The organism is Curtobacterium sp. AG1037, assembly GCF_003349855.1.
GTDB lineage: Bacteria > Actinomycetota > Actinomycetes > Actinomycetales > Microbacteriaceae > Curtobacterium > Curtobacterium citreum.
This window is the reverse complement of the sequence record NZ_QQAO01000013.1, coordinates 112,484-130,831: the sequence shown is the minus strand read 5'-3', so window position 1 is coordinate 130,831 and position 18,348 is coordinate 112,484. Positions and strand designations below refer to the sequence as shown.

The window sequence follows — 18,348 nt, the reverse complement described above, 5'->3', positions numbered from 1 at the left end:
CGGTCACATTCCGAACCCGGAAGCTAAGCCTCTCAGCGCCGATGGTACTGCAAGGGGGACCTTGTGGGAGAGTAGGACGCCGCCGGACTCAACGTAAGTGATGTGGCCATCGGCCCTCCATCGAGAACTCGTAGGGGAGACCCTCGTTCTCGGGAGGCCGGTGGCCACATCTGTTTCTGCTGCAGGTCGCTCGACTCACCGGCCGGTTCGTGATGGACTGGGACGGTGCGGCGGCCCGACCGGCAGCGCCTGTACACACAACGACACAGTGGACGATCGCCAGGGCCTCGGGCCCGGGCACGCAACGAGGAGCAACGGTGGCGAACGACGACGAGCAGCGACGCAACGACGGGGATCGTACGGGCCGTCCCGACAACGGTCGTGGCCGTGGTCCTCGTCGGGACAACGGACCCCGTGGCTCCGGAGATCGCTGGGCTTCGGGCCCGCGTGACTTCGAGCGGCGTGAGGGTGACCGTGGGTCTCGCGACGGCGATCGTCCGGCCGGCGGCTCGGGCGGTCGGTCCTTCCGCGACGGCGACCGTTCGGTCCGGGACGGTGGGCGGCGCCCCGCGTGGCGCGGCGACCGTGACGGGGCACGTCCGCCCCGTGGGGACGGGCCCCGTGGCGCCGACCGCGGCGACCGCACCGACCGACCGCGCCGGGATGGCGACCGTCCGTTCCGCGGCGGGGATGACGGTCGCCCGCAGCGAGACGGTGAGCGTCGGCCGTTCCGCGGGGGTGACGATCGTCGCCCGCAGCGTGATGGCGACCGTGCGTTCCGTGGTGGTGACCGGCCGTTCCGTGGTGGTGATGATCGTCGCCCGCAGCGTGATGGCGACCGTGCGTTCCGTGGTGGTGACCGGCCGTTCCGTGGTGGCGATGATCGTCGTCCGCAGCGCGATGGTGACCGGCCGTTCCGTGGTGGCGATGATCGTCGTCCGCAGCGCGATGGTGACCGGCCGTTCCGTGGTGGTGTCGATCGTCGTCTGCAGCGCGATGGCGACCGGCCGTTCCGTGGTGGTGACGACCGTCGTCCGCAGCGCGATGGCGACCGGCCGTTCCGTGGTGGTGACGACCGTCGTCCGCAGCGCGATGGCGACCGCTCGTTCCGTGGTGGCGACGACCGCCCCCGTCGCGACGACCGCGGCGGCGACCGTCCGCGCTTCGGGGACGGCAGCCGTCACGCCGGCGCCAGGTTCGGCGAGGCCGCCCGTGACGACTGGGAAGACCGCGACCCGTACGGCACGCGTTCGATCCGCCCGCGGCACGACGACCCGGAGATCGACGAGAGCGTCAGTGCACGCGACCTCGACCCCGCGGCGCGTGCCGAGCTCAAGACGCTCAGCAAGGACAACGCCGAGTGGGTCGCGAAGCACCTCGTCATGGCGGCGCTGCTCGTGGACGAGGACCCGGAGACGGCCAACCTCCACGCGCTGAGTGCCGCACGTCGAGCCGGACGTGTCGCGGTCGTCCGCGAGACCGCTGCGATCACGGCCTACCGGACCGGTGACTTCGCGACGGCCCTCCGTGAGCTGCGGACCTACCGTCGGATCTCGGGGCGGAACGACCAGCTGCCGATGATGGTCGACTGCGAGCGGGGACTCGGCCGTCCGGAGCGCGCGCTCGAGCTCGGGCGTTCGGTGGACCGCGCAGCACTGGAGACGCCGGTGCAGGTGGAGCTCGCGATCGCGATGTCGGGTGCACGACTCGACCTCGGGAACCCCACAGCCGCGCTCGGCGAGCTGGAGATTCCACAGCTCGACCCGAGCACGGCCTACAGCTGGTCACCGGCGCTCTACAGTGCTTACGCGGCCACGCTCGAGGAGCTCGGCCGCCAGGACGAGGCCGACGAGTGGTGGGCGCGGGTCGACCGCGCCGCCGCTGCGCTCGAGGAAGCGGCCGACGACAACGCATGGGAGACGGTTGATGTGGTCGAGGAAGAAGTCGAAGGACACGACGAGCACGGCGCCGGCGGGATCGACGACACCGAGCAGCTCGGGGACGACACCGACGAGCGTGACGACGCCGACCAGCTCGGCGGCGACACCGCCGAGCTCGACGATCCCGACGACGAGCTCGGCGAGATCGACGACGACAACCCCCGCGACGTCGAGGGATCCGCAGCCGACTGAGGCACGGCCGACGCCGCCGACGGACGGTGTGGACGTCGTCCTCACCGACCTCGACGGCGTGGTCTACCGCGGACGCAACGCGATCCCGCACGCGGTGGAGGCCCTGACGCGGGCGTCGCTCTCGGCACGCGTCGGCTACATCACGAACAACGCGTCCCGTCGCCCGGTCGACGTGGCGGAGCACCTCGAGCGCTTCGGGCTCGTGGTCGGTGCCGACGACGTCGTCACCTCGTCGCAGGCTGGCGTCCGACTGCTCGAGACGCTCGTGCCGGCCGGGTCGACGGTCCTCGTGACCGGCGGGCTCGGTCTGACGAGCATCGTCGAGGCCGCCGGCTTCACGGTGACGTCGAGCGCCGAGGACGCGCCGGCCGCGGTCATCCAGGGGTTCTCGCCGGACCTCGGCTGGACGCACCTGGCCGAAGCCGCCTTCGCGCTCGCTGACCCCGACGTGCCGTGGGTCGCGACGAACATGGACTGGTCGATCCCGGTCGAGCGCGGGATCGCGCCCGGCAACGGCACGCTCGTGTCCGCCGTGCACCAGGCCGTCGGTCGGATGCCGGTCGTGGCGGGGAAGCCCGAGCGCCCGATCTTCGACGCTGCCCTGGCCCGCTTCGGCGGGGAGCACCCGCTGTTCGTCGGGGACCGGCTCGACACCGACATCAAGGGCGCGAACGACGCCGGCATCTCGAGCGTGCTCGTCCTGACCGGCATCGACCAGGCGAAGCAGGTGCTCGCGGCGGACGTCCGGTCGCGGCCGACGTTCCTGCTCGAGGACCTCCGCGGACTGTCGGAGCCCTACCCGGTGACGCTCCGGCGCGAGGACGCCGACGGCACTCGGTACGTGACGGTCGGCGACGCGACGGTGGCCATGCACGGGCACCGGGTCCGTGTCCTCGACGGTGGGACCGCCATCGATCGACTGCGTGCCGGTGCCGCACTGATCTGGGAGTCCGGACTGGCCATCTACGGCCTCGACGTGGATCCGAAGCTGTACGGCGGCGAGTAGCCTGACCGACGTGTCGAACCACGAGCCGGGACCCGAGCCGGGCACCGCCCAGCCGATCCCGGTGCCGGGTGCCGCCCAAGCGATGCCGAAGCCGGGCCCCGCCCGGCACGGCGCGGAACCGGGCAGCGCGCACGAACCGGGCACCGCTCAGGGACCGGGCAGTGCTCAGGAACCGGGCACCGCACAGCAGGGTGCCGAGCCGGACGACGTCGCGGCGCGGACGGCCCGGGCAGAGTCGCTGCCGCTCGAGGAACGTGCTGACGCCTTCGCGGCCATGCACGACGAACTCCGCACCCGGCTCGAGAGCGGGCAGCAGGTGCCGCGTGCCTGAGACCGCTCCGGTCCGGCTCGACGCACTCCTGGCAGCCCGCGGTCTGGCGCGCTCCCGGACGGCGGCTGCGAAGCTCATCCAGGCCGGACGGGTGACGGTGGCGGGCGCCGCGGTCGTGAAGCCCTCCACGCCGGCCGACCCGGACGCGGAGATCGTGGTGGACACCGAGGACGAGTGGGTCTCGCGTGCGGCCCTCAAGCTCGTCCGCGCGCTCGACGAGTTCGCCGTCGACCCCGCTGACCGGGTCGTGCTCGACGTCGGCGCGAGCACGGGCGGCTTCACGCAGGTCCTCCTGCACCGGGGCGCCCGCCGTATCGTGGCGCTCGACGTCGGACACGGGCAGCTCGACCCGGTCCTGGCCCTCGACGAGCGCGTACGCGTGGTGGAGGGGACGAACGCGCGGGAACTCACCGCCGAGGACTACGCGGCACTCGACCCCGAAGCCGCCGACACGAGCCTGGTCGTGGGGGACCTGTCCTTCATCTCACTTCGGCTGGTGCTCCCCGTGCTGGCCGAGGCGGTGCCGGCTGACGACTTCGTGCTGCTCGTGAAGCCGCAGTTCGAGGTCGGCCGCGGCGGTGTCCGCGAGGGCATCGTGCGGGACGCCGGGCTGCGGAACGACGCGCTCATGAACGTCCTCTGGTCGGCGTGGGACGCTGGCCTCGGAACCACCGGCCTCGCCGCCTCACCCATCGTCGGGACGCACGGGAACCACGAGTACCTCGCGCGCTTCCAGCGTCGTGTCGGTGGCGATCCGACAGAATGGGGGAACCCGACAGCGTGGATCGGTCGGGCGATCGAACTGACCGAAGGGGCTGCATGAGCGACCGGCACATCCTGCTCGTCTCCCACACGGGTCGCCAGGACTCCATCGACGCCGCCGTCGAGGTCTGCGACCTCCTCCACGCGGCAGGGCTCGTCCCGGTGATGCCCTTCGACGAGTACGCCGACGTCCGGCGCGCCGAGGCGTCCGTCGGGCAGGTCGACATCCTGAACGTCGACGTGCAGGCCGACCAGCTCGAGATCGTCATCGTGCTCGGCGGGGACGGGACGATCCTCCGAGCGGCCGAACTCGTCCGTGGGACGGGGGCGCCGATCGTCGGCGTCAACCTCGGGCACGTCGGGTTCCTGGCCGAGAGCGAGCGCGACGGACTGCGCGCCACGGTCGAGCGGGCGTTGTCCGGCGACTACAAGGTCGAGGAACGCGTCACCCTGCAGGTCGACGTGGTCGTCGGGCACGAGGTCGTGTACTCGTCCTGGGCCCTCAACGAGGCCACCATCGAGAAGGCATCGCGCGAGCGCATGCTCGAGGTCGTGACGGAGGTCGACGGCCGCCCGCTGTCCTCGTTCGGCTGCGACGGGGTGGTCGTCTCGACCCCGACCGGTTCGACCGCGTACTCGTTCTCCGGCGGCGGCCCGGTCGTCTGGCCGGACGTCGACGCGCTCCTGATGGTGCCGCTCAGTGCCCACGCCCTGTTCTCGCGGCCGATCGTCGTCGGCCCCGACCGCGTGCTCGCGGTCGAGGTCCTGCGCCGAACGAGCGGCGTCGGTGTGCTCTGGTGCGACGGCCGCCGCACCCACGACCTGCCGCCGGGCGCCCGGGTCGAGGTCCGTCGCTCGCCCGACCCGGTGCGCGTCGCACGGCTCAGGGACGCTCCGTTCACCGACCGCCTCGTGGCGAAGTTCCAACTGCCCGTCGCCGGGTGGCGCGGGCCGGCGACCGAGGACGACGCATGATCGAGGAGATCGTCATCTCCGACCTCGGCGTGATCGGTGAGACCACACTCGAGCTCGGCCCGGGCTTCACGGTCGTCACGGGGGAGACCGGTGCGGGCAAGACGATGATCGTCACCGCGCTCGGACTCCTGCTCGGCGCGCGTGCGGACGCGGGCTCGGTCCGTCGCGGTGCCCCGAACGCCGTGGTCGAGGGGCGTTGGCACGTGCCGGAGCACGACGCCGTGGCCGAACGCGTCGAGGACGCCGGCGGGACCGTCGAGGACGGCGAGCTCATCCTCACCCGCACGGTGTCCGCGGAGGGCCGCAGCCGCGCCACGGTCGGTGGCCGCAGCGCCCCGGTCGCGGTGCTCGGCGAACTCGCCGACCAGCTCGTCACGGTGCACGGGCAGTCCGACCAGATCCGCCTGACCTCGTCGAGCGCCCAGCGCGCCGCGCTCGACGGCTTCGGCGGTCGGGCCGTGCAGCGCGCCCTCGACGCCTACGTCGCGGCGTACGACACGTGGCAGGCCCACACCGGCGAGCTCGAGACCCTCGTGCGGGACCGGGACGACCGCGTCGCCGAAGCCGAGCGGATCCGCGCGGCCTCGGCCGAGATCGAGGCCGCCGACCCACAGCCGGGCGAGGACGCCGAACTCGCCGAGCGTGCCGAGCGCCTCGGGAACCTCGAGGACCTGCGGCTGTCCGCCGGTCTCGCGCACGAGGCGCTGTCGAGCGAGTCCCTCGACGACAGCCCGGACGTCGTCGGCCTGGTCGAGTCGGCCCGCCGCGCGATCGAGCGGGTGGCCGGCTCCGACGCGGCCCTGCAGCCGGTGCTCGAGCAGCTCACCGAGCTCGGCATCCAGGCGGCCGAGGCGTCGGCATCCCTGTCGAGCTACCTCGGTTCGCTCGAACCGGACGCCGGGCACGACCTCGAGCTCATCAACGAACGACGGGCGCTCCTCGCGGGGCTCACGCGCAAGTACGGCGACACCGTCGACGACGTCATCGCGTACGGGCAGCGGGCGAGCGACCGGCTGCTCGAGCTCGACGGCGACGACGACCGCATCGTCGCGCTGCAGCAGGCCGTCGAACACGACGAGCAGGCGCTGGAGCAGGCCGCGACGACCCTCACGGCCGCGCGGGCGAAGGCGGCGGCTGACCTCGCGAAGCGGGTCACCGCCGAGCTCAAGACCCTCGCGATGGCCGGTGCCACACTGGTGGTCGAGGTCACCGACGGCGGCGAGTACCGCCGGCACGGGCGCGACCAGGTCGCGATCCTGCTGCAGCCGCACTCCGGCACGGACCCGCGGCCGATCGGCAAGGGCGCCTCCGGTGGTGAGCTCTCCCGCGTGATGCTCGCGATCGAGGTCGTCATGGCCGGCAGCACGACGGTCCCGACGTTCGTCTTCGACGAGGTCGACGCGGGCGTCGGCGGTGCCGCGGCGATCGAGATCGGTCGGCGCCTCGCCAAGCTCGCAGAGCGCACGCAGGTCATCGTCGTCACCCACCTGGCGCAGGTGGCCGCGTTCGCGAACAACCACCTGAACGTCGTGAAGGACGCCAGCGGTGCGGTGACCTCGTCGAGCGTGCGACGGCTCGAGGGCGAGGAACGGCTGCAGGAGATGGCTCGGCTGCTCTCCGGGCTCGGCGACAGCGCGAGCGGCATGGAGCACGCGCGGGAACTCCTCGACGTCGCCGGCCAGCGCGCGTAGTCCCCGGCCTCGGACGCGGACACGGAGGCACGCCTCGCGCCCGTCCCACACCGCCGTCTCCACGACGCAACGTGGGCGATTCCTCGCAGCGCTGTACCGCTGCGAGGAGCCGCCGACGTTGCGTCCCGCGGAACGGCAGACCGGCCACCCGCCGTGGACCCGGCCACGCGGCGGGCGCAACGCCCGCGGCGAACGCGGGTCGCGCCTCCCGGCAGTTCTGACGTACGATGGAACCCCGTGGCGGACACTTCAAGCGGCGGAACCAATTCTTCGAACGCGACCCCGAAGGTGACGAAGCAGATCTTCGTGACCGGCGGGGTCGTCTCGTCCCTGGGCAAGGGCCTGACGGCGGCCAGCCTCGGCAACCTGCTCACGGCGCGCGGCCTCAAGGTCGTCATGCAGAAGCTCGACCCGTACCTCAACGTGGACCCGGGCACCATGAACCCGTTCCAGCACGGCGAGGTCTTCGTGACCGACGACGGCGCCGAGACGGACCTCGACATCGGGCACTACGAGCGCTTCCTCGACATCGACCTGTCGCAGTCGGCGAACGTCACGACCGGCCAGGTCTACTCGACGGTCATCGCCAAGGAGCGTCGCGGCGAGTACCTCGGCGACACGGTCCAGGTCATCCCGCACATCACCGACGAGATCAAGCGTCGGATGCGCGAGCAGGCCGACAACGACCCGCAGCCCGACGTCATCATCACCGAGGTCGGCGGCACGGTCGGCGACATCGAGTCCCAGCCGTTCATCGAGTCGGCCCGCCAGGTCCGCCACGAGCTCGGCCGCAACAACGTGTTCTTCGTGCACGTCTCGCTGGTGCCGTTCATGAGCGCCTCGGGCGAGCAGAAGACCAAACCGACGCAGCACAGCGTCGCCGCGCTCCGCTCGATCGGCATCCAGCCGGACGCGCTCGTGCTCCGGAGCGACCGCCCCGTGTCGGACTCGAACAAGCGCAAGATCGCGCTGATGTGCGACGTGGACGAGGACGCCGTGGTGAACGCCGTCGACGTCCCGTCGATCTACGACCTCCCGACGCTGCTGCACGACCAGGGCCTCGACCAGGTGATCATCGACGCGCTGAAGCTCGACGCGCACGACGTCGACTGGTCCGCGTGGAAGCCCGTCCTCGACGCCGTGCACGAGCCGAAGAAGGAGGTCACGATCGCCCTCGTCGGCAAGTACATCGACCTCCCCGACGCCTACCTGTCGGTGACCGAGGCCCTGCGCGCCGGCGGCTTCGCGCACAGCGCCAAGGTCCGGCTCAAGTGGGTCGTCTCGGACGACTGCACCACGCCCGAGGGGGCTGCGAAGCACCTCGGGGACGTCGACGGCATCTGCGTGCCCGGCGGGTTCGGCGTGCGCGGCATCGAGGGCAAGCTCGGCGCGCTCCGCTTCGCGCGTGAGCAGGGCATCCCGACGCTCGGCCTGTGCCTCGGCCTGCAGTGCATGGTCATCGAGTACGCCCGCCACGAGGCCGGTCTGACCGACGCGTCGAGCACCGAGTTCGACCCGGAGACCTCGACGCCGGTCATCGCGACCATGGCGGAGCAGGTGGACATCATCGCCGGTGGCGACCTCGGCGGCACGATGCGTCTGGGCCTGTACCCGGCGCACTTCTCCGACGGCTCGCTCGCCGCGGAGCTATACGGCGCGTCCGAGGCGTCGGAGCGTCACCGTCACCGCTACGAGGTGAACAACGCCTACCGTCAGCAGATCGCGGACGCCGGCCTGGTGTTCTCGGGCACCTCGCCCGACGGCACGCTCGTCGAGTACGTCGAGCTGCCCCGCGACGTGCACCCGTTCTACATCGCGACGCAGGCGCACCCCGAGCTGCGCTCGCGGCCGACGGACGCCCACCCGCTGTTCGCGGGGCTGGTCGACGCGGCGATCGCGCGCCACGAGGCGTCGAGCCTGTTCGACCCGGCGGACGAGCAGGCGGAGGTCGTCGCGTAACGCGACCCACGGTCGGACTGGCGCGCCCCGCTCAGAGGCAAGGCGAAGCCTTGCGCGGGGCGCGCCGACCGAGCCTGCGAGGGAGGACGGTGCCAGCTGGCACCGCGTCTCCCGTCCGTTCTGGGCCCGGCCCGGCGGGACCGGTGCGGGTCCGTCGGACCCGCGTGCTTGGATGGCAGACGTGACTGACGCTGCCGCCCCCATCGCCGACGAACCGACCTCGTTCCCCGTCACCGACTCGACCGTCGTGTACGAGGGGATGGTCTGGGACGTGCGCCGGGACACCGTCGACCACCACGGGCAGGACATGGTCCGGGAGTACATCGACCACACCGGAGCCGTCGCCGTGTTCGCGGAGGACGACGAGGGTCGCGTGCTCGTCATCCAGCAGTACCGACACCCGGTGGGCCTGCGCGACTGGGAGCTGCCGGCGGGGTTGCTCGACCACGAGGGGGAGGACCACCTCGAGGCGGCGAAGCGCGAGCTCGGCGAAGAGGCCGACCTGCAGGCGGAGCACTGGGAGCCGCTGATCCGGTACAACACTTCGTCCGGCGGCAGCGACGAGTTCATCGAGATCTTCCGCGCGAGCGGCGTCAGCGCCACCGACAGCGCGTTCGAACGCGAGGCCGAGGAAGCCGACATCGTCACCCGGTGGGTCCCGCGCGAGGAACTCGTGGCGGCGATCCTGGCCGGTCGCCTGCAGAACTCGGCGCTGGTCGTCGCGACGCTCGCGGTCGACGCACGGTCGCGGCGCTCCGCCTGACACCGGATGCGCCTGACCGGATGACCACGCTCGACCGCGCCGTCGACACGTACCTGCGGCACGTCGCCGTGGAGCGAGGGCTGTCGCGGCACACGGTGTCGGCCTACCGGCGCGATCTGACCGTGTTCGCGGAGTGGCTCGCGACCACGCCCGAGGTCCGCTCCGAGAGCGCCGACCGGGCCGGCGGTGCGTCGGCCACGGCGGACGTCGGACGGCTGGCACGCGCCGACGTCGCCGGGTTCGTGGCGCACCTGACGACCCGGCCGGAGGGGCCGCTCGCACCGCGCTCGGTCGCGCGGATGCTCAGCTCGGTCCGGTCGTTCACCGCGTTCGCCGCCGCCGAGGGGTGGGTGCCGCTCGACCCCGCCACCGCGGTCCGTCCGCCGAAGGCGCCGAGCCGGCTGCCGAAGGCGATCTCGGTGCACGACGTCGAGCGGCTGCTCGAAGCGGCTGGTGGCGCGGACGACGACCCGGTGGGGCTGCGGGACCGGGCGCTCCTGGAGCTGCTGTACGCCACGGGGGCGCGGATCTCCGAGGCCGTGGGACTGTCGGTGGACGACGTCACGACGCTGTCCGATCCCGACGACGGCGGAGGCGCGCCCGGCGCCGGGCCCGGCGACGATGTCGCGGTCGTGAAGGTCACGGGCAAGGGGAACAAGCAGCGCATCGTGCCGCTCGGGAGCTACGCCCGTGCCGCGGTCGAGGCCTACCTGGTGCGGGCGCGTCCGGTGTTCGCGGCGCGGGGGCCGTCGACGCCGGCGCTGTTCCTCGGTGCCCGGGGCGCCCGGCTGTCCCGGCAGAGCGCCTGGCTCGTCATCCAGGCAGCAGCGGAGCGCGCCGGCTTGGCCGAGCACGTGTCGCCGCACACGTTCCGGCACTCGTTCGCGACGCACCTGCTCGAGGGCGGGGCCGACGTCCGCGTCGTGCAGGAGCTGCTCGGGCACGCGAGCGTCGCGACGACGCAGATCTACACGCTGGTGACGGCCGACATGCTGCGGGACGTGTACCAGACGGCGCACCCGCGGGCGCGGCGGTAGGGCGGGCGAGGCGCGGCGCGGCGTGGTGGTGCTGTTGCGGTGTCTCGGTGTCGTTTGATGGAGCAGTAGCTGTCGGGTGCGCCGGGCGGACCCGACGTCTTCTGCTCCATCGAGGGGATGGGCGACGAGGGTCAGGAGGGCGATGAGGGGGACGGGCGCCGGCCGCGCGTCAGGACGCGAGCTGGGCGGCCACGGCCACGGCGGCTGTCGCGACCGCGACCACGAGGGCGCTCGCCGCAGCGCTCCGCGCCACCACGCGACGTGCACCGGACGCCCCCGGTCGCACGACCCCGACGACGCCGAGGACGATCGCGACGACGCTGACGGCCCCGAACGGGTTCCAGGCCACCGACACGACCGCGAGCACGACGGCCACGAACGCGGTGAGCCCGACCCGCGGCGCGGTGCTGCCCGACGCCCAGGAGCCGGTCCGCATGGAACCGCCCTGCACCGAGAACGAGGGGCCGACCGGCGCGACGACGACCGGGATGACGGGCCCCGTCCGCGTCGGCATCGTGTGCGTCGCGGTGCCCCAGGCGTGCCCGTCCCACCAGCGCAGGCGGTTCGCGTCCTGCGGGTCGGGGAACCAGCCGGCGGCCGGCAGTGTCACGGGGTGCTCCTGGAGGGTGCGGTGGACGGTGCGCTTCGACGCTACGCGCTCGGGAGGCACGGCCGCGGCCCCAAGGCGGGTGTCGGCAGGAAAGGGGACCAGTGGGTGCGCTACGGTCGGCGGGTGATCACCGCCGACGAGACGCTGACCGACTTCTGGGCCGCCCGACGGGCCGAGGACCCGTCCCTGCCCGAGGCCGTCCCGGAGGCGTGGGCGTTCGGCGCGACGCCCGGTCACGCCGATGGCCTGCTCGAGCTCGTGCTCAGCGGGACGAAGGACGGTACGGCGTCGTCGATGTGGGACTACGAGGCCACGGGCGACCCGCTGCCCGAGATCGGCGAGCTCAGCGTCATCCTGGACGGCCGCGGAGCGCCGCGCGCCGTCATCGAGACCACGGCGCTCGCCGTCGTGCCCTTCGACCAGGTCGACGCCGAGCACGCCCGGGCCGAGGGCGAGGGCGACCGCACGCTCGAGCACTGGCGCGCGGTGCACGAGCGGTACTGGCGCGAGCACTCCGAGAACCCGCGTGGCTGGGAGCCGGACATGCCGGTGCTGTGCGAGCGCTTCCGCCTGCTGTGGCCGGGAGCGCCCGCCGGGTCGTGACCTAGGCGGGGACGACCGCCGCGTCGACCTCGTCCATCACGGCGCGGGTGGCCGCGAGCAGCCGGGCGTTGAAGTCGACGCCGAGCTGGTTCGGCACCGTCACGAGCACGGTGTCGGCGGCGCGGACGGCCGCGTCGGCCGCGAGCTCCGCGACGAGCTGCTCCGGCTCGCCGATGTACGAGCGGCCGAAGCGGGCCAGTCCGCCGTCGAGGTGGCCGACCTGGTCCTGCCCCTCGACCTGCGCACGGACGCCGAAGTAGTGCCGCGACTCGTCGTCGGTGATCGGGATGATGCTCCGCGACACGGACACCCGCGGTTCGCGCTCCCAGCCCATCTCGGCCCAGGTCGACCGGAAGCGGGCGATCTGCTCGGCCTGCAGCTGGTCGAACGGCACGCCGGTGTCCTCGGTGAGGAGCGTCGACGACATCAGGTTGAGCCCCTGCTCGGCGGTCCACTCGGCGGTGGCCCGGGTGCCGGCGCCCCACCAGATGCGCTCCGGCAGGGTCTCCGACAACGGGGACACCGCGAGCGACCCGGCCGAACCGGTCATCTGCGGGTTCGCGTGCGCCATCGGCTCGCCGGCGATCGCGCGACGGAAGACGTCGGTGTGGGCCCGCGCCATGTCGCCGCCGTTGGTGTCGTGTGCCTCGGGCACGTAGCCGAACTGCTGGTACCCGGCCAGGGCGGTCTCGGGTGACCCCCGCGAGACGCCGAGCTGCAGTCGGCCGCCGGCGATGAGGTCGGTCGCCGCCGCCTCCTCGGCCATGTAGAGCGGGTTCTCGTAGCGCATGTCGATCACGCCGGTGCCGATCTCGATGCGGCTGGTCCGGGCGGCGATCGCGGCGAGGAGCGGGAACGGTGCAGCCTGCTGCGGTGCGAAGTGGTGCACGCGGAAGTACGCGCCGTCCACCCCGGCCTCCTCGGCGGCGACGGCGAGGTCGATCGCCTGCACGAGCGCCTCGCGGCCGCTCCGCACGCGCGAGCCCGGCACGTCGCGCCAGTGCCCGAAGGACAGGAACCCGATCTTCGTCATGCCGATGCGAACGCATGGTGCGCGGGCTCCATTCCGCCCCGACTACCTTGGCCGCCATGGACGATCCCCGCACGGCGCTCACGACGGAACGGCAGCGCAACGAGCGGCTGCTCGCCGACGTGGAGCGGAGCATGCGGGACGTCAGCGACGCCCGGCTCGACGCGAACTCCGACGACGAGCACGACCCCGAGGGCGCGACCCTCGCGTGGGAGCGCGGGTCGCTCGGCGCGGTCCGCGACGCCGCGCGGGAGCGGATCCGCCTGGTCGACGCCGCGCTCGCGCGGCTCGACGCCGGCACCTACGGACGGTGCGCCGTCGGCGGCGAACCCGTCCCGGAGGCCCGCCTGGCCGCCGTCCCGTGGGCGGCGACGTGCGTCGCCCACGCGTGACGCGCCTCCAGGCCGGGTGGGAGCCGCCACGGGGCGGACGTGGGCCGGGCCGCCGGGTGGGAGCCGCCACGGGGCGGACGTGGGCCGGGCCGGGAGGCACGTGGCGCGTCCGTCCCGCCGCTCACGGCACGTGGACCGGTTGCGCCGCCGTTTCCCAGCCGCGCGCCCTACGGTGCCGACATGGACGGCGACACCCACGAGCGACCCGACGCGGTCGTGCGTGCCGAGGCCCAGCAGACCGACGAAGGGTCCCACCGCTTCCGGTGGTTCCGCGACCTGCGCACGTGGATCCACGCGCGGCCGGGGCTGCACCTGTTCTACAAGGTGCTCGTCGGCATCGTCGGCGGGCTGGTCGTGGTGATCGGGCTCATCCTCGTGCCGCTCCCGGGGCCTGGTTGGCTCGTCGTGTTCATCGGTCTGACGATCCTGGCGAGCGAGTTCCACTTCTTCCACCGCATCATCACGTGGCTCCGCGCCCAGCTGCACCGCTTCTGGGACTGGGCGAAGGCGCACGGACCGCGGTGGCTCCGTCGCGCGGCCGACCGCGGCAAGGCCGACGTCGACGCCGCACACGCCGACGCGCACCGGAGCACCGGGGTCCGCGCGCACCAGCGGCCGAACCAGGCGCGCCCGGGGCACTGACCCCGGGCCGGCCGCGGCGTCAGTCCGCGGTCGGCGTGGGGCAGGTCCGCACGGGACCGGTCACGGCGCGCTCTTCGGCGTCGGCGGCGCTCCGTGAGACCAGCTGGAGGACGAGGGCGACCGTCGCCGCGAGGACGATGAACGCGCCGTACCCGGCGAGGACGGGCACGAAGCCGAACGTCGGCTCGAGGAGGCCGGCCACGACCGCGGGGACACCGAACGCCAGGTAGCTCACGACGTAGACCGACGACAGCAGTCCGGCGCGGTGCGTCGGTGCGGCGGTCGCGAGGAGCATCCGCAGCGGCGCCTGGAACCCGGCCCCGAAGCCCACCCCGGCGATCGCACTGCCGACGACCAGGCCGGGCAGCGAGTGCGCGAACACGAACGACACGGTGACGACCGGTCCGGCGACGAGTGCGACGAGCCCGATGAGCAGGCTCCGGCGGGTGTCGAGCCGCTGGATCGCCAGGCCGGTGAGTCCGCCCACGCCGGTGACGACGGCGATCAGGGCGCCGGCGGCGAAGTGGTCCTCGATGCCGAACACGGCGCGGAGCGCGGAGGGCACGAGCGACAGGAACAGCCCACCGAGGGCCCAGCTGGCGACGAGGGCGCCCGCGACGCCGCGGAACAGGGCGCGGGATGCGCGGGGGACCGAGACGGTGGGGCGCAGGGAGCGCAGCGCTCCCGGACGTCGGGTGACGCGCTCGGGGACGACGACGAGCGCCACGACGAGCAGCAGGAGGAGCGCGCCGAACACCACGTAGACGAGCTGTTCGGGCGCGGGACCCCACTCCACCAGGGCGCCGCTCGTGAGGGCACCGGTGGCGAGGGCGAACGGCGGCACGGCACCGTTCAGGACCCCGGCGAGGGACGGGAAGCGCTCGAGCGAGTTGTCGATGAGGGCCGCACCGAGTGCACCGATGAGCAGCCCGACGGCGACGCCCTGCACGATACGGTCCACCACGAGGGCGACGGGGCCGTCCGCACCGGCGAACAGCACGAGGGAGAGCACGAGGAGCAGCCCACCGGCGACGAGCACGGGCTTCCGGCCGACGTGGTCGGACAGCCGCCCGGCGACGAGCATCGTGACGAGGAGCCCGGCGACGTAGATCGCGAACACGGCGGTGAGGGCGAGCGGGGTGAGGTGCCACTCGGCGGCGTAGACGGGGTAGATCGGCGACGGCACCGCGGACGATGCCATCGCGACGAGGAGCATGGCGGCGAGGATCCAGAACCCCGCGACCGATCGTGCTGACTGCATGCGTTCCTCCGGGGTCGTTGCTGGCTGCTGCTGGCTGTCGCTCCTGCGGAGCCTGTACGACTGTATTCGTACAGCACGCTCGATGTACGACGCAAGTCGTACTGCAGCCGAACGGTGCTACCGTCGCGGTCATGCCCGCGAACGTGGATGCCCCGGAACGGCTGCCCCAACCGGCCGTCGCCGAGATGGACCTGCCGACGGTCCTCGACGCGATGAGCGACCCGATCCGCCTCGCGATCCTGCACCGCTACCTGGTCGACGCGGCGGGCGGGGTGCGCAGCTGCGGGTGGGTCGGGCTGGACCGACCGAAGTCCACGCTGACGCACCACTTCCGCGTCCTGCGCGAGGCCGGGCTGCTCGAGCAGCACCAGGAGGGGCTCGTGCGGTCGAGCCGCGTCCGGGTCGAGGACGTGCAGCAGCGGTTCCCCGGGCTGCTCGACCTGGTCGCCGACTGGCAGGTGCCCGCCGCGCTCCTGCTCGACGAGGTCCCCGCGTGAGCGCCGCCGCGCCGAACGGGCAGCCGCACCACGTCCTGCCGACCGTCACGACCGACCCCGTCGTCGTCGCCGCGATCGCCGCGGACCTGGACGCCGCCGGGTTCACCGTCGAGCGGGTCGACGCGCTCTGGGGAGCCGAGGCAGCGGCGTCGCTGCACCGCGGCACCCGGGTCGCCGCGCTCCGGGCCCTGGCCGCGCGGGAGACCTCACCGCTGACGACCCTCGCGACGCTGTTCGTGCTCGGCCTGCCGGTCTCGCGGTCGGACGCCGAGCGAGCCTTCCCCATCGCGGGTCTCGACGGTGTGCTCGCCGTGGGGCTGCTGCGCGAGGGCGACGACGGTCGCGTCTTCCCGACCGTCGACCTGCGCCCGTACGCGTTCGTGGACGACCTCGGTGCCGGCAGCTGGTGGATCGTCTCCGACCTCGGCGAGCTCGCGCTCGGCACGGCCCTCGGCGAGGAGCACGTGCTCGGCATCGGTGGCGCGTCCACGACGCTGTCCGGGCTGCAGGTGCCCGTGCGGGTGCGGCGGGTGCTCGACCTCGGCACCGGGTGCGGCATCCAGGCACTGCACGCCCGCCGCTTCGCCGACCAGGTGGTCGCGACCGACATCTCGCAGCGTGCCCTCGACATCGCGCGGTTCAACGCCGTGCTGAACGGCGTCGACGGGATCGAGCTCCGGCTCGGGTCGCTGTTCGAGCCCGTCGTCGGTGAGCGCTTCGACCGCATCGTGTCGAACCCGCCGTTCGTGATCACTCCGCGACGTGCGGGCGTCCCGTCGTACGAGTACCGCGACGGCGGCATGGTCGGCGACGCACTCGTCGAGACCGTGCTCCGCGGACTCGTCGACCACCTGGAACCCGGGGGGACCGCCCAGCTGCTCGGCAACTGGGAGTACCACTGGGGTGTCGACGGCCTCGACCGCGTGCGCTCGTGGTTCGCTGACGCCCCCGCCGCGTCGGAGCTCGACACGTGGGTGGTCGAGCGGGAGCGCGAGGACCCGCCCGCCTACGCCGAGACCTGGATCCGGGACGGCGGCACGAAGCCCGGGACGCCGGAGTACGACGTGCTCGTGGACGCCTGGCTCGACGACTTCGCGGCACGGCGGGTCACCGGGGTCGGCTTCGGGTACGTCGTGGTGCGGCGCGCCCAGCCGGGAGGCACGGGTCGCCTCCGTCGGTTCGAGCGCGTCCCCGAGACGCTCGGCTCCAACCCCGCGGGGCTCGGTGCGACGGTCGCGCGGGTGCTCGACGCCGCGGCGTGGCTCGGGGTGCACGACGACGAGGCGCTCGCCGCCGCACACCTCCGGGTCGCCGGCGACGTCACCGAGGAGCGGCACTACTGGCCCGGCAACGACGACCCGACCGTGATCACGCTCGTGCAGGGCGGCGGGTTCGGCCGACGGGTGGACGCCGACACGGCGCTCGCCGCGTTCGTCGGGGCCTGCGACGGCGAGCTGTCCGTCGCCGCGATCGTCGGGGCGATCGCGCAGATCACCGGCGTGGACGAGGAGGCCCTGCGCGCGGACCTGCTGTCGCGGGCGCGGGACCTGGTGCTCGACGGCCTGCTGCTGCCCGCCTGACCCTGCCCGGCCTGGCCCGGCCCGTCGCGTCTCGCAAGAAGCAAGGTGAGCGGTTCCTCGCAGCGACGTTCCGCTGCGAGGAACCGCTCCCGTTGCGTTCCGCGGGAAGGGGGAGGGGGGTCAGCTCGTGCGGTGGTTGCGCCAGGTGTGCTCGGGGGCGTAGCCGAGGAGCTCGCGAGCCTTGTCGGACGACAGGAGCGAGCTCGTGCCGTCGATGTCCGCCCGGCGCTCGATGTCCGGTACGAAGCGGTCGACGAGCTCGATGGTCGGGGTGTCCATCACGGTGTCGGGGCTCGCGATGACGAACGCCTCGAACCCGGTCAGGTCTGCCTCGAGCGACTTCCGCACCGCCTGGGCGCCGTCGCGGGAGTCGATGTACGACCACAGGTTGAACGTCTTCGCCTCGGGGGAGGCATCCCACGGGAACGCCGGGTAGTCGGTCTCGTCCATCACGTTCGAGAACCGCAGACCGATCATCTTGAGCTCCGGGTCCCAGCGGGTGAAGTGGCGGGCCATCTCCTCCTCCACCGCCTTGCCGAGCGAGTACGAGGACTGCGGGCGCACCGCGAACTCCTCGTCGACGGGCAGGTACGGCGGGTGGTGCTCGCCCATCGGGATCCCGAGCAGGGTCTCGCTCGACGCCCACACCAGGTTCTTGACCTTCGCGACCCGGGCGGCGTGGAAGACGTTGATCGACGCGGTCACGTTGTTCGTGATGAGGGCCACGTCGGGCACCTGGCCGGGGGCAGGTACGGCCGCCAGGTGCACCACGGCGTCGACCGAGTCGTAGCGGTCGTCGATGCCGGTGAGGGCGCCGAGCACCTGGCCGTAGTCGCTCAGGTCGATGCGGACGAACGGCACCCGCTCGGGCTTGTCGGGGGAGGGGACCCGGTCGAGCAGGACCACGTCGTACCCGTGCTCGTCGAGGTCGCGGACGACCGCCCGTCCGAGCTTGCCGCTGCCTCCGGTCACCACAACACGCGTCATCGCGTCACTCCACATCGTCGTCGGACGGCCTGGTCGGCCGGGTCCCATCCTGCCGCGCGGGTGCTGGGCGGGACCAGGCACTGGCGGTAC

General features: G+C 72.9%; 18 protein-coding genes and 1 rRNA gene. 15 read left to right on the top strand and 4 right to left on the bottom strand.

All coding sequences use genetic code 11. The annotated features are described in order from the left end of the window. The 10 genes from rrf to DEU32_RS16115 all read left to right on the top strand — a co-directional run. Positions 1–88: ribosomal RNA gene (gene rrf / locus DEU32_RS16160) — 5S ribosomal RNA — on the top strand; the annotation flags it as partial. A 1,294-nt stretch (positions 89–1,382) separates the two neighbouring features. Then, a complete protein-coding gene (locus tag DEU32_RS16155; RefSeq protein WP_114851443.1) occupies positions 1,383–2,132 on the top strand; it encodes a hypothetical protein in 750 nt (249 codons plus the stop codon). 28 nt (positions 2,133–2,160) lie between these two features. Further along, the gene (locus tag DEU32_RS16150; protein WP_229666952.1) at positions 2,161–3,138 is read left to right on the top strand and encodes an HAD-IIA family hydrolase; all 978 of its coding nucleotides are present in this window, start codon (positions 2,161–2,163) and stop codon (positions 3,136–3,138) included. A gap of 10 nt (positions 3,139–3,148) precedes the next feature. Continuing rightward, positions 3,149–3,469, top strand: coding sequence for a hypothetical protein (locus tag DEU32_RS16145; RefSeq protein WP_114851430.1), 321 nt, complete (start codon positions 3,149–3,151; stop codon positions 3,467–3,469). Further along, positions 3,462–4,292 carry a TlyA family RNA methyltransferase gene (locus tag DEU32_RS16140; protein WP_114851429.1) on the top strand — a complete coding sequence of 277 codons (831 nt, stop codon included), beginning with the start codon at positions 3,462–3,464 and terminating at the stop codon, positions 4,290–4,292. Before DEU32_RS16145 ends, DEU32_RS16140 begins: the two co-directional genes overlap by 8 nt. Next, positions 4,289–5,206, top strand: a complete 918-nt coding sequence (locus DEU32_RS16135) for an NAD kinase (RefSeq protein WP_114851428.1) — start codon at positions 4,289–4,291, stop codon at positions 5,204–5,206. Before DEU32_RS16140 ends, DEU32_RS16135 begins: the two co-directional genes overlap by 4 nt. Further along, the gene (gene recN, locus DEU32_RS16130; protein ID WP_114851441.1) at positions 5,203–6,897 is read left to right on the top strand and encodes a DNA repair protein RecN; all 1,695 of its coding nucleotides are present in this window, start codon (positions 5,203–5,205) and stop codon (positions 6,895–6,897) included. Before DEU32_RS16135 ends, recN begins: the two co-directional genes overlap by 4 nt. A 237-nt stretch (positions 6,898–7,134) precedes the next feature. Further along, positions 7,135–8,856 carry a CTP synthase gene (locus DEU32_RS16125; protein ID WP_167510147.1) on the top strand — a complete coding sequence of 574 codons (1,722 nt, stop codon included), beginning with the start codon at positions 7,135–7,137 and terminating at the stop codon, positions 8,854–8,856. Positions 8,857–9,037: 181 nt separating this feature from the next. Beyond that, positions 9,038–9,619 carry an NUDIX hydrolase gene (locus DEU32_RS16120; RefSeq protein ID WP_229666953.1) on the top strand — a complete coding sequence of 194 codons (582 nt, stop codon included), beginning with the start codon at positions 9,038–9,040 and terminating at the stop codon, positions 9,617–9,619. Positions 9,620–9,639: 20 nt separating this feature from the next. Continuing rightward, complete coding sequence (locus DEU32_RS16115) at positions 9,640–10,656, top strand: site-specific tyrosine recombinase XerD (RefSeq protein WP_114851425.1); 1,017 nt, start codon at positions 9,640–9,642, stop codon at positions 10,654–10,656. A gap of 169 nt (positions 10,657–10,825) precedes the next feature. Here DEU32_RS16115 and DEU32_RS17320 read toward each other — a convergent pair whose 3' ends face one another. Further along, positions 10,826–11,266: a DUF2510 domain-containing protein gene (locus tag DEU32_RS17320; protein ID WP_181819322.1), complete on the bottom strand. Its 441-nt coding sequence runs from the start codon at positions 11,264–11,266 to the stop codon at positions 10,826–10,828. 123 nt (positions 11,267–11,389) lie between these two features. On the opposite strand from DEU32_RS17320, the gene DEU32_RS16105 reads away from it, so the two are divergent. Further along, the gene (locus DEU32_RS16105) at positions 11,390–11,869 is read left to right on the top strand and encodes an ASCH domain-containing protein (RefSeq protein ID WP_395858332.1); all 480 of its coding nucleotides are present in this window, start codon (positions 11,390–11,392) and stop codon (positions 11,867–11,869) included. A gap of 1 nt (position 11,870) precedes the next feature. Here the strand turns inward: DEU32_RS16105 and DEU32_RS16100 are convergent, their stop codons facing one another. Beyond that, on the bottom strand, positions 11,871–12,902 hold the full coding sequence (locus tag DEU32_RS16100) for an LLM class flavin-dependent oxidoreductase (protein ID WP_217507795.1): 1,032 nt from the start codon (positions 12,900–12,902) through the stop codon (positions 11,871–11,873). Between the two features lie 56 nt (positions 12,903–12,958). On the opposite strand from DEU32_RS16100, the gene DEU32_RS16095 reads away from it, so the two are divergent. After that, positions 12,959–13,291 (top strand): TraR/DksA family transcriptional regulator, encoded by a 333-nt coding sequence (locus DEU32_RS16095; RefSeq protein WP_058743259.1) that lies wholly within the window; start codon positions 12,959–12,961, stop codon positions 13,289–13,291. Positions 13,292–13,471: 180 nt separating this feature from the next. Continuing rightward, positions 13,472–13,933, top strand: coding sequence for a TIGR02611 family protein (locus tag DEU32_RS16090; protein WP_114851423.1), 462 nt, complete (start codon positions 13,472–13,474; stop codon positions 13,931–13,933). A 19-nt stretch (positions 13,934–13,952) separates the two neighbouring features. Here DEU32_RS16090 and DEU32_RS16085 read toward each other — a convergent pair whose 3' ends face one another. Continuing rightward, entirely contained in the window at positions 13,953–15,194 is a 1,242-nt protein-coding gene (locus DEU32_RS16085) for an MFS transporter (protein WP_114851422.1), read from the bottom strand. Positions 15,195–15,325: 131 nt separating this feature from the next. Between DEU32_RS16085 and DEU32_RS16080 the strand changes: the two genes are divergently transcribed. After that, the gene (locus tag DEU32_RS16080; protein ID WP_114851421.1) at positions 15,326–15,691 is read left to right on the top strand and encodes a helix-turn-helix transcriptional regulator; all 366 of its coding nucleotides are present in this window, start codon (positions 15,326–15,328) and stop codon (positions 15,689–15,691) included. Further along, positions 15,688–17,271, top strand: a complete 1,584-nt coding sequence (locus DEU32_RS16075; protein ID WP_395858331.1) for a methyltransferase — start codon at positions 15,688–15,690, stop codon at positions 17,269–17,271. Before DEU32_RS16080 ends, DEU32_RS16075 begins: the two co-directional genes overlap by 4 nt. Before the next feature lie 120 nt (positions 17,272–17,391). On the opposite strand, the gene DEU32_RS16070 is transcribed toward DEU32_RS16075, so the two are convergent. Next, positions 17,392–18,258, bottom strand: coding sequence for an NAD(P)-dependent oxidoreductase (locus tag DEU32_RS16070; RefSeq protein WP_167510146.1), 867 nt, complete (start codon positions 18,256–18,258; stop codon positions 17,392–17,394). Positions 18,259–18,348 lie beyond the last annotated feature (90 nt).

Coding starts and splice junctions, on each gene's coding strand:
- DEU32_RS16115 (WP_114851425.1), top strand. CDS start 9,640: ATGACCACGCTCGACCGCGCCGTCGACACGTACCTGCGGCACGTCGCC.
- recN (WP_114851441.1), top strand. CDS start 5,203: ATGATCGAGGAGATCGTCATCTCCGACCTCGGCGTGATCGGTGAGACC.
- DEU32_RS16100 (WP_217507795.1), bottom strand. CDS start 12,902: ATGACGAAGATCGGGTTCCTGTCCTTCGGGCACTGGCGCGACGTGCCG.
- DEU32_RS16070 (WP_167510146.1), bottom strand. CDS start 18,258: ATGACGCGTGTTGTGGTGACCGGAGGCAGCGGCAAGCTCGGACGGGCG.
- DEU32_RS16085 (WP_114851422.1), bottom strand. CDS start 15,194: ATGCAGTCAGCACGATCGGTCGCGGGGTTCTGGATCCTCGCCGCCATG.
- DEU32_RS16090 (WP_114851423.1), top strand. CDS start 13,472: ATGGACGGCGACACCCACGAGCGACCCGACGCGGTCGTGCGTGCCGAG.
- DEU32_RS16095 (WP_058743259.1), top strand. CDS start 12,959: ATGGACGATCCCCGCACGGCGCTCACGACGGAACGGCAGCGCAACGAG.
- DEU32_RS16155 (WP_114851443.1), top strand. CDS start 1,383: ATGGCGGCGCTGCTCGTGGACGAGGACCCGGAGACGGCCAACCTCCAC.
- DEU32_RS16080 (WP_114851421.1), top strand. CDS start 15,326: ATGCCCGCGAACGTGGATGCCCCGGAACGGCTGCCCCAACCGGCCGTC.
- DEU32_RS16135 (WP_114851428.1), top strand. CDS start 4,289: ATGAGCGACCGGCACATCCTGCTCGTCTCCCACACGGGTCGCCAGGAC.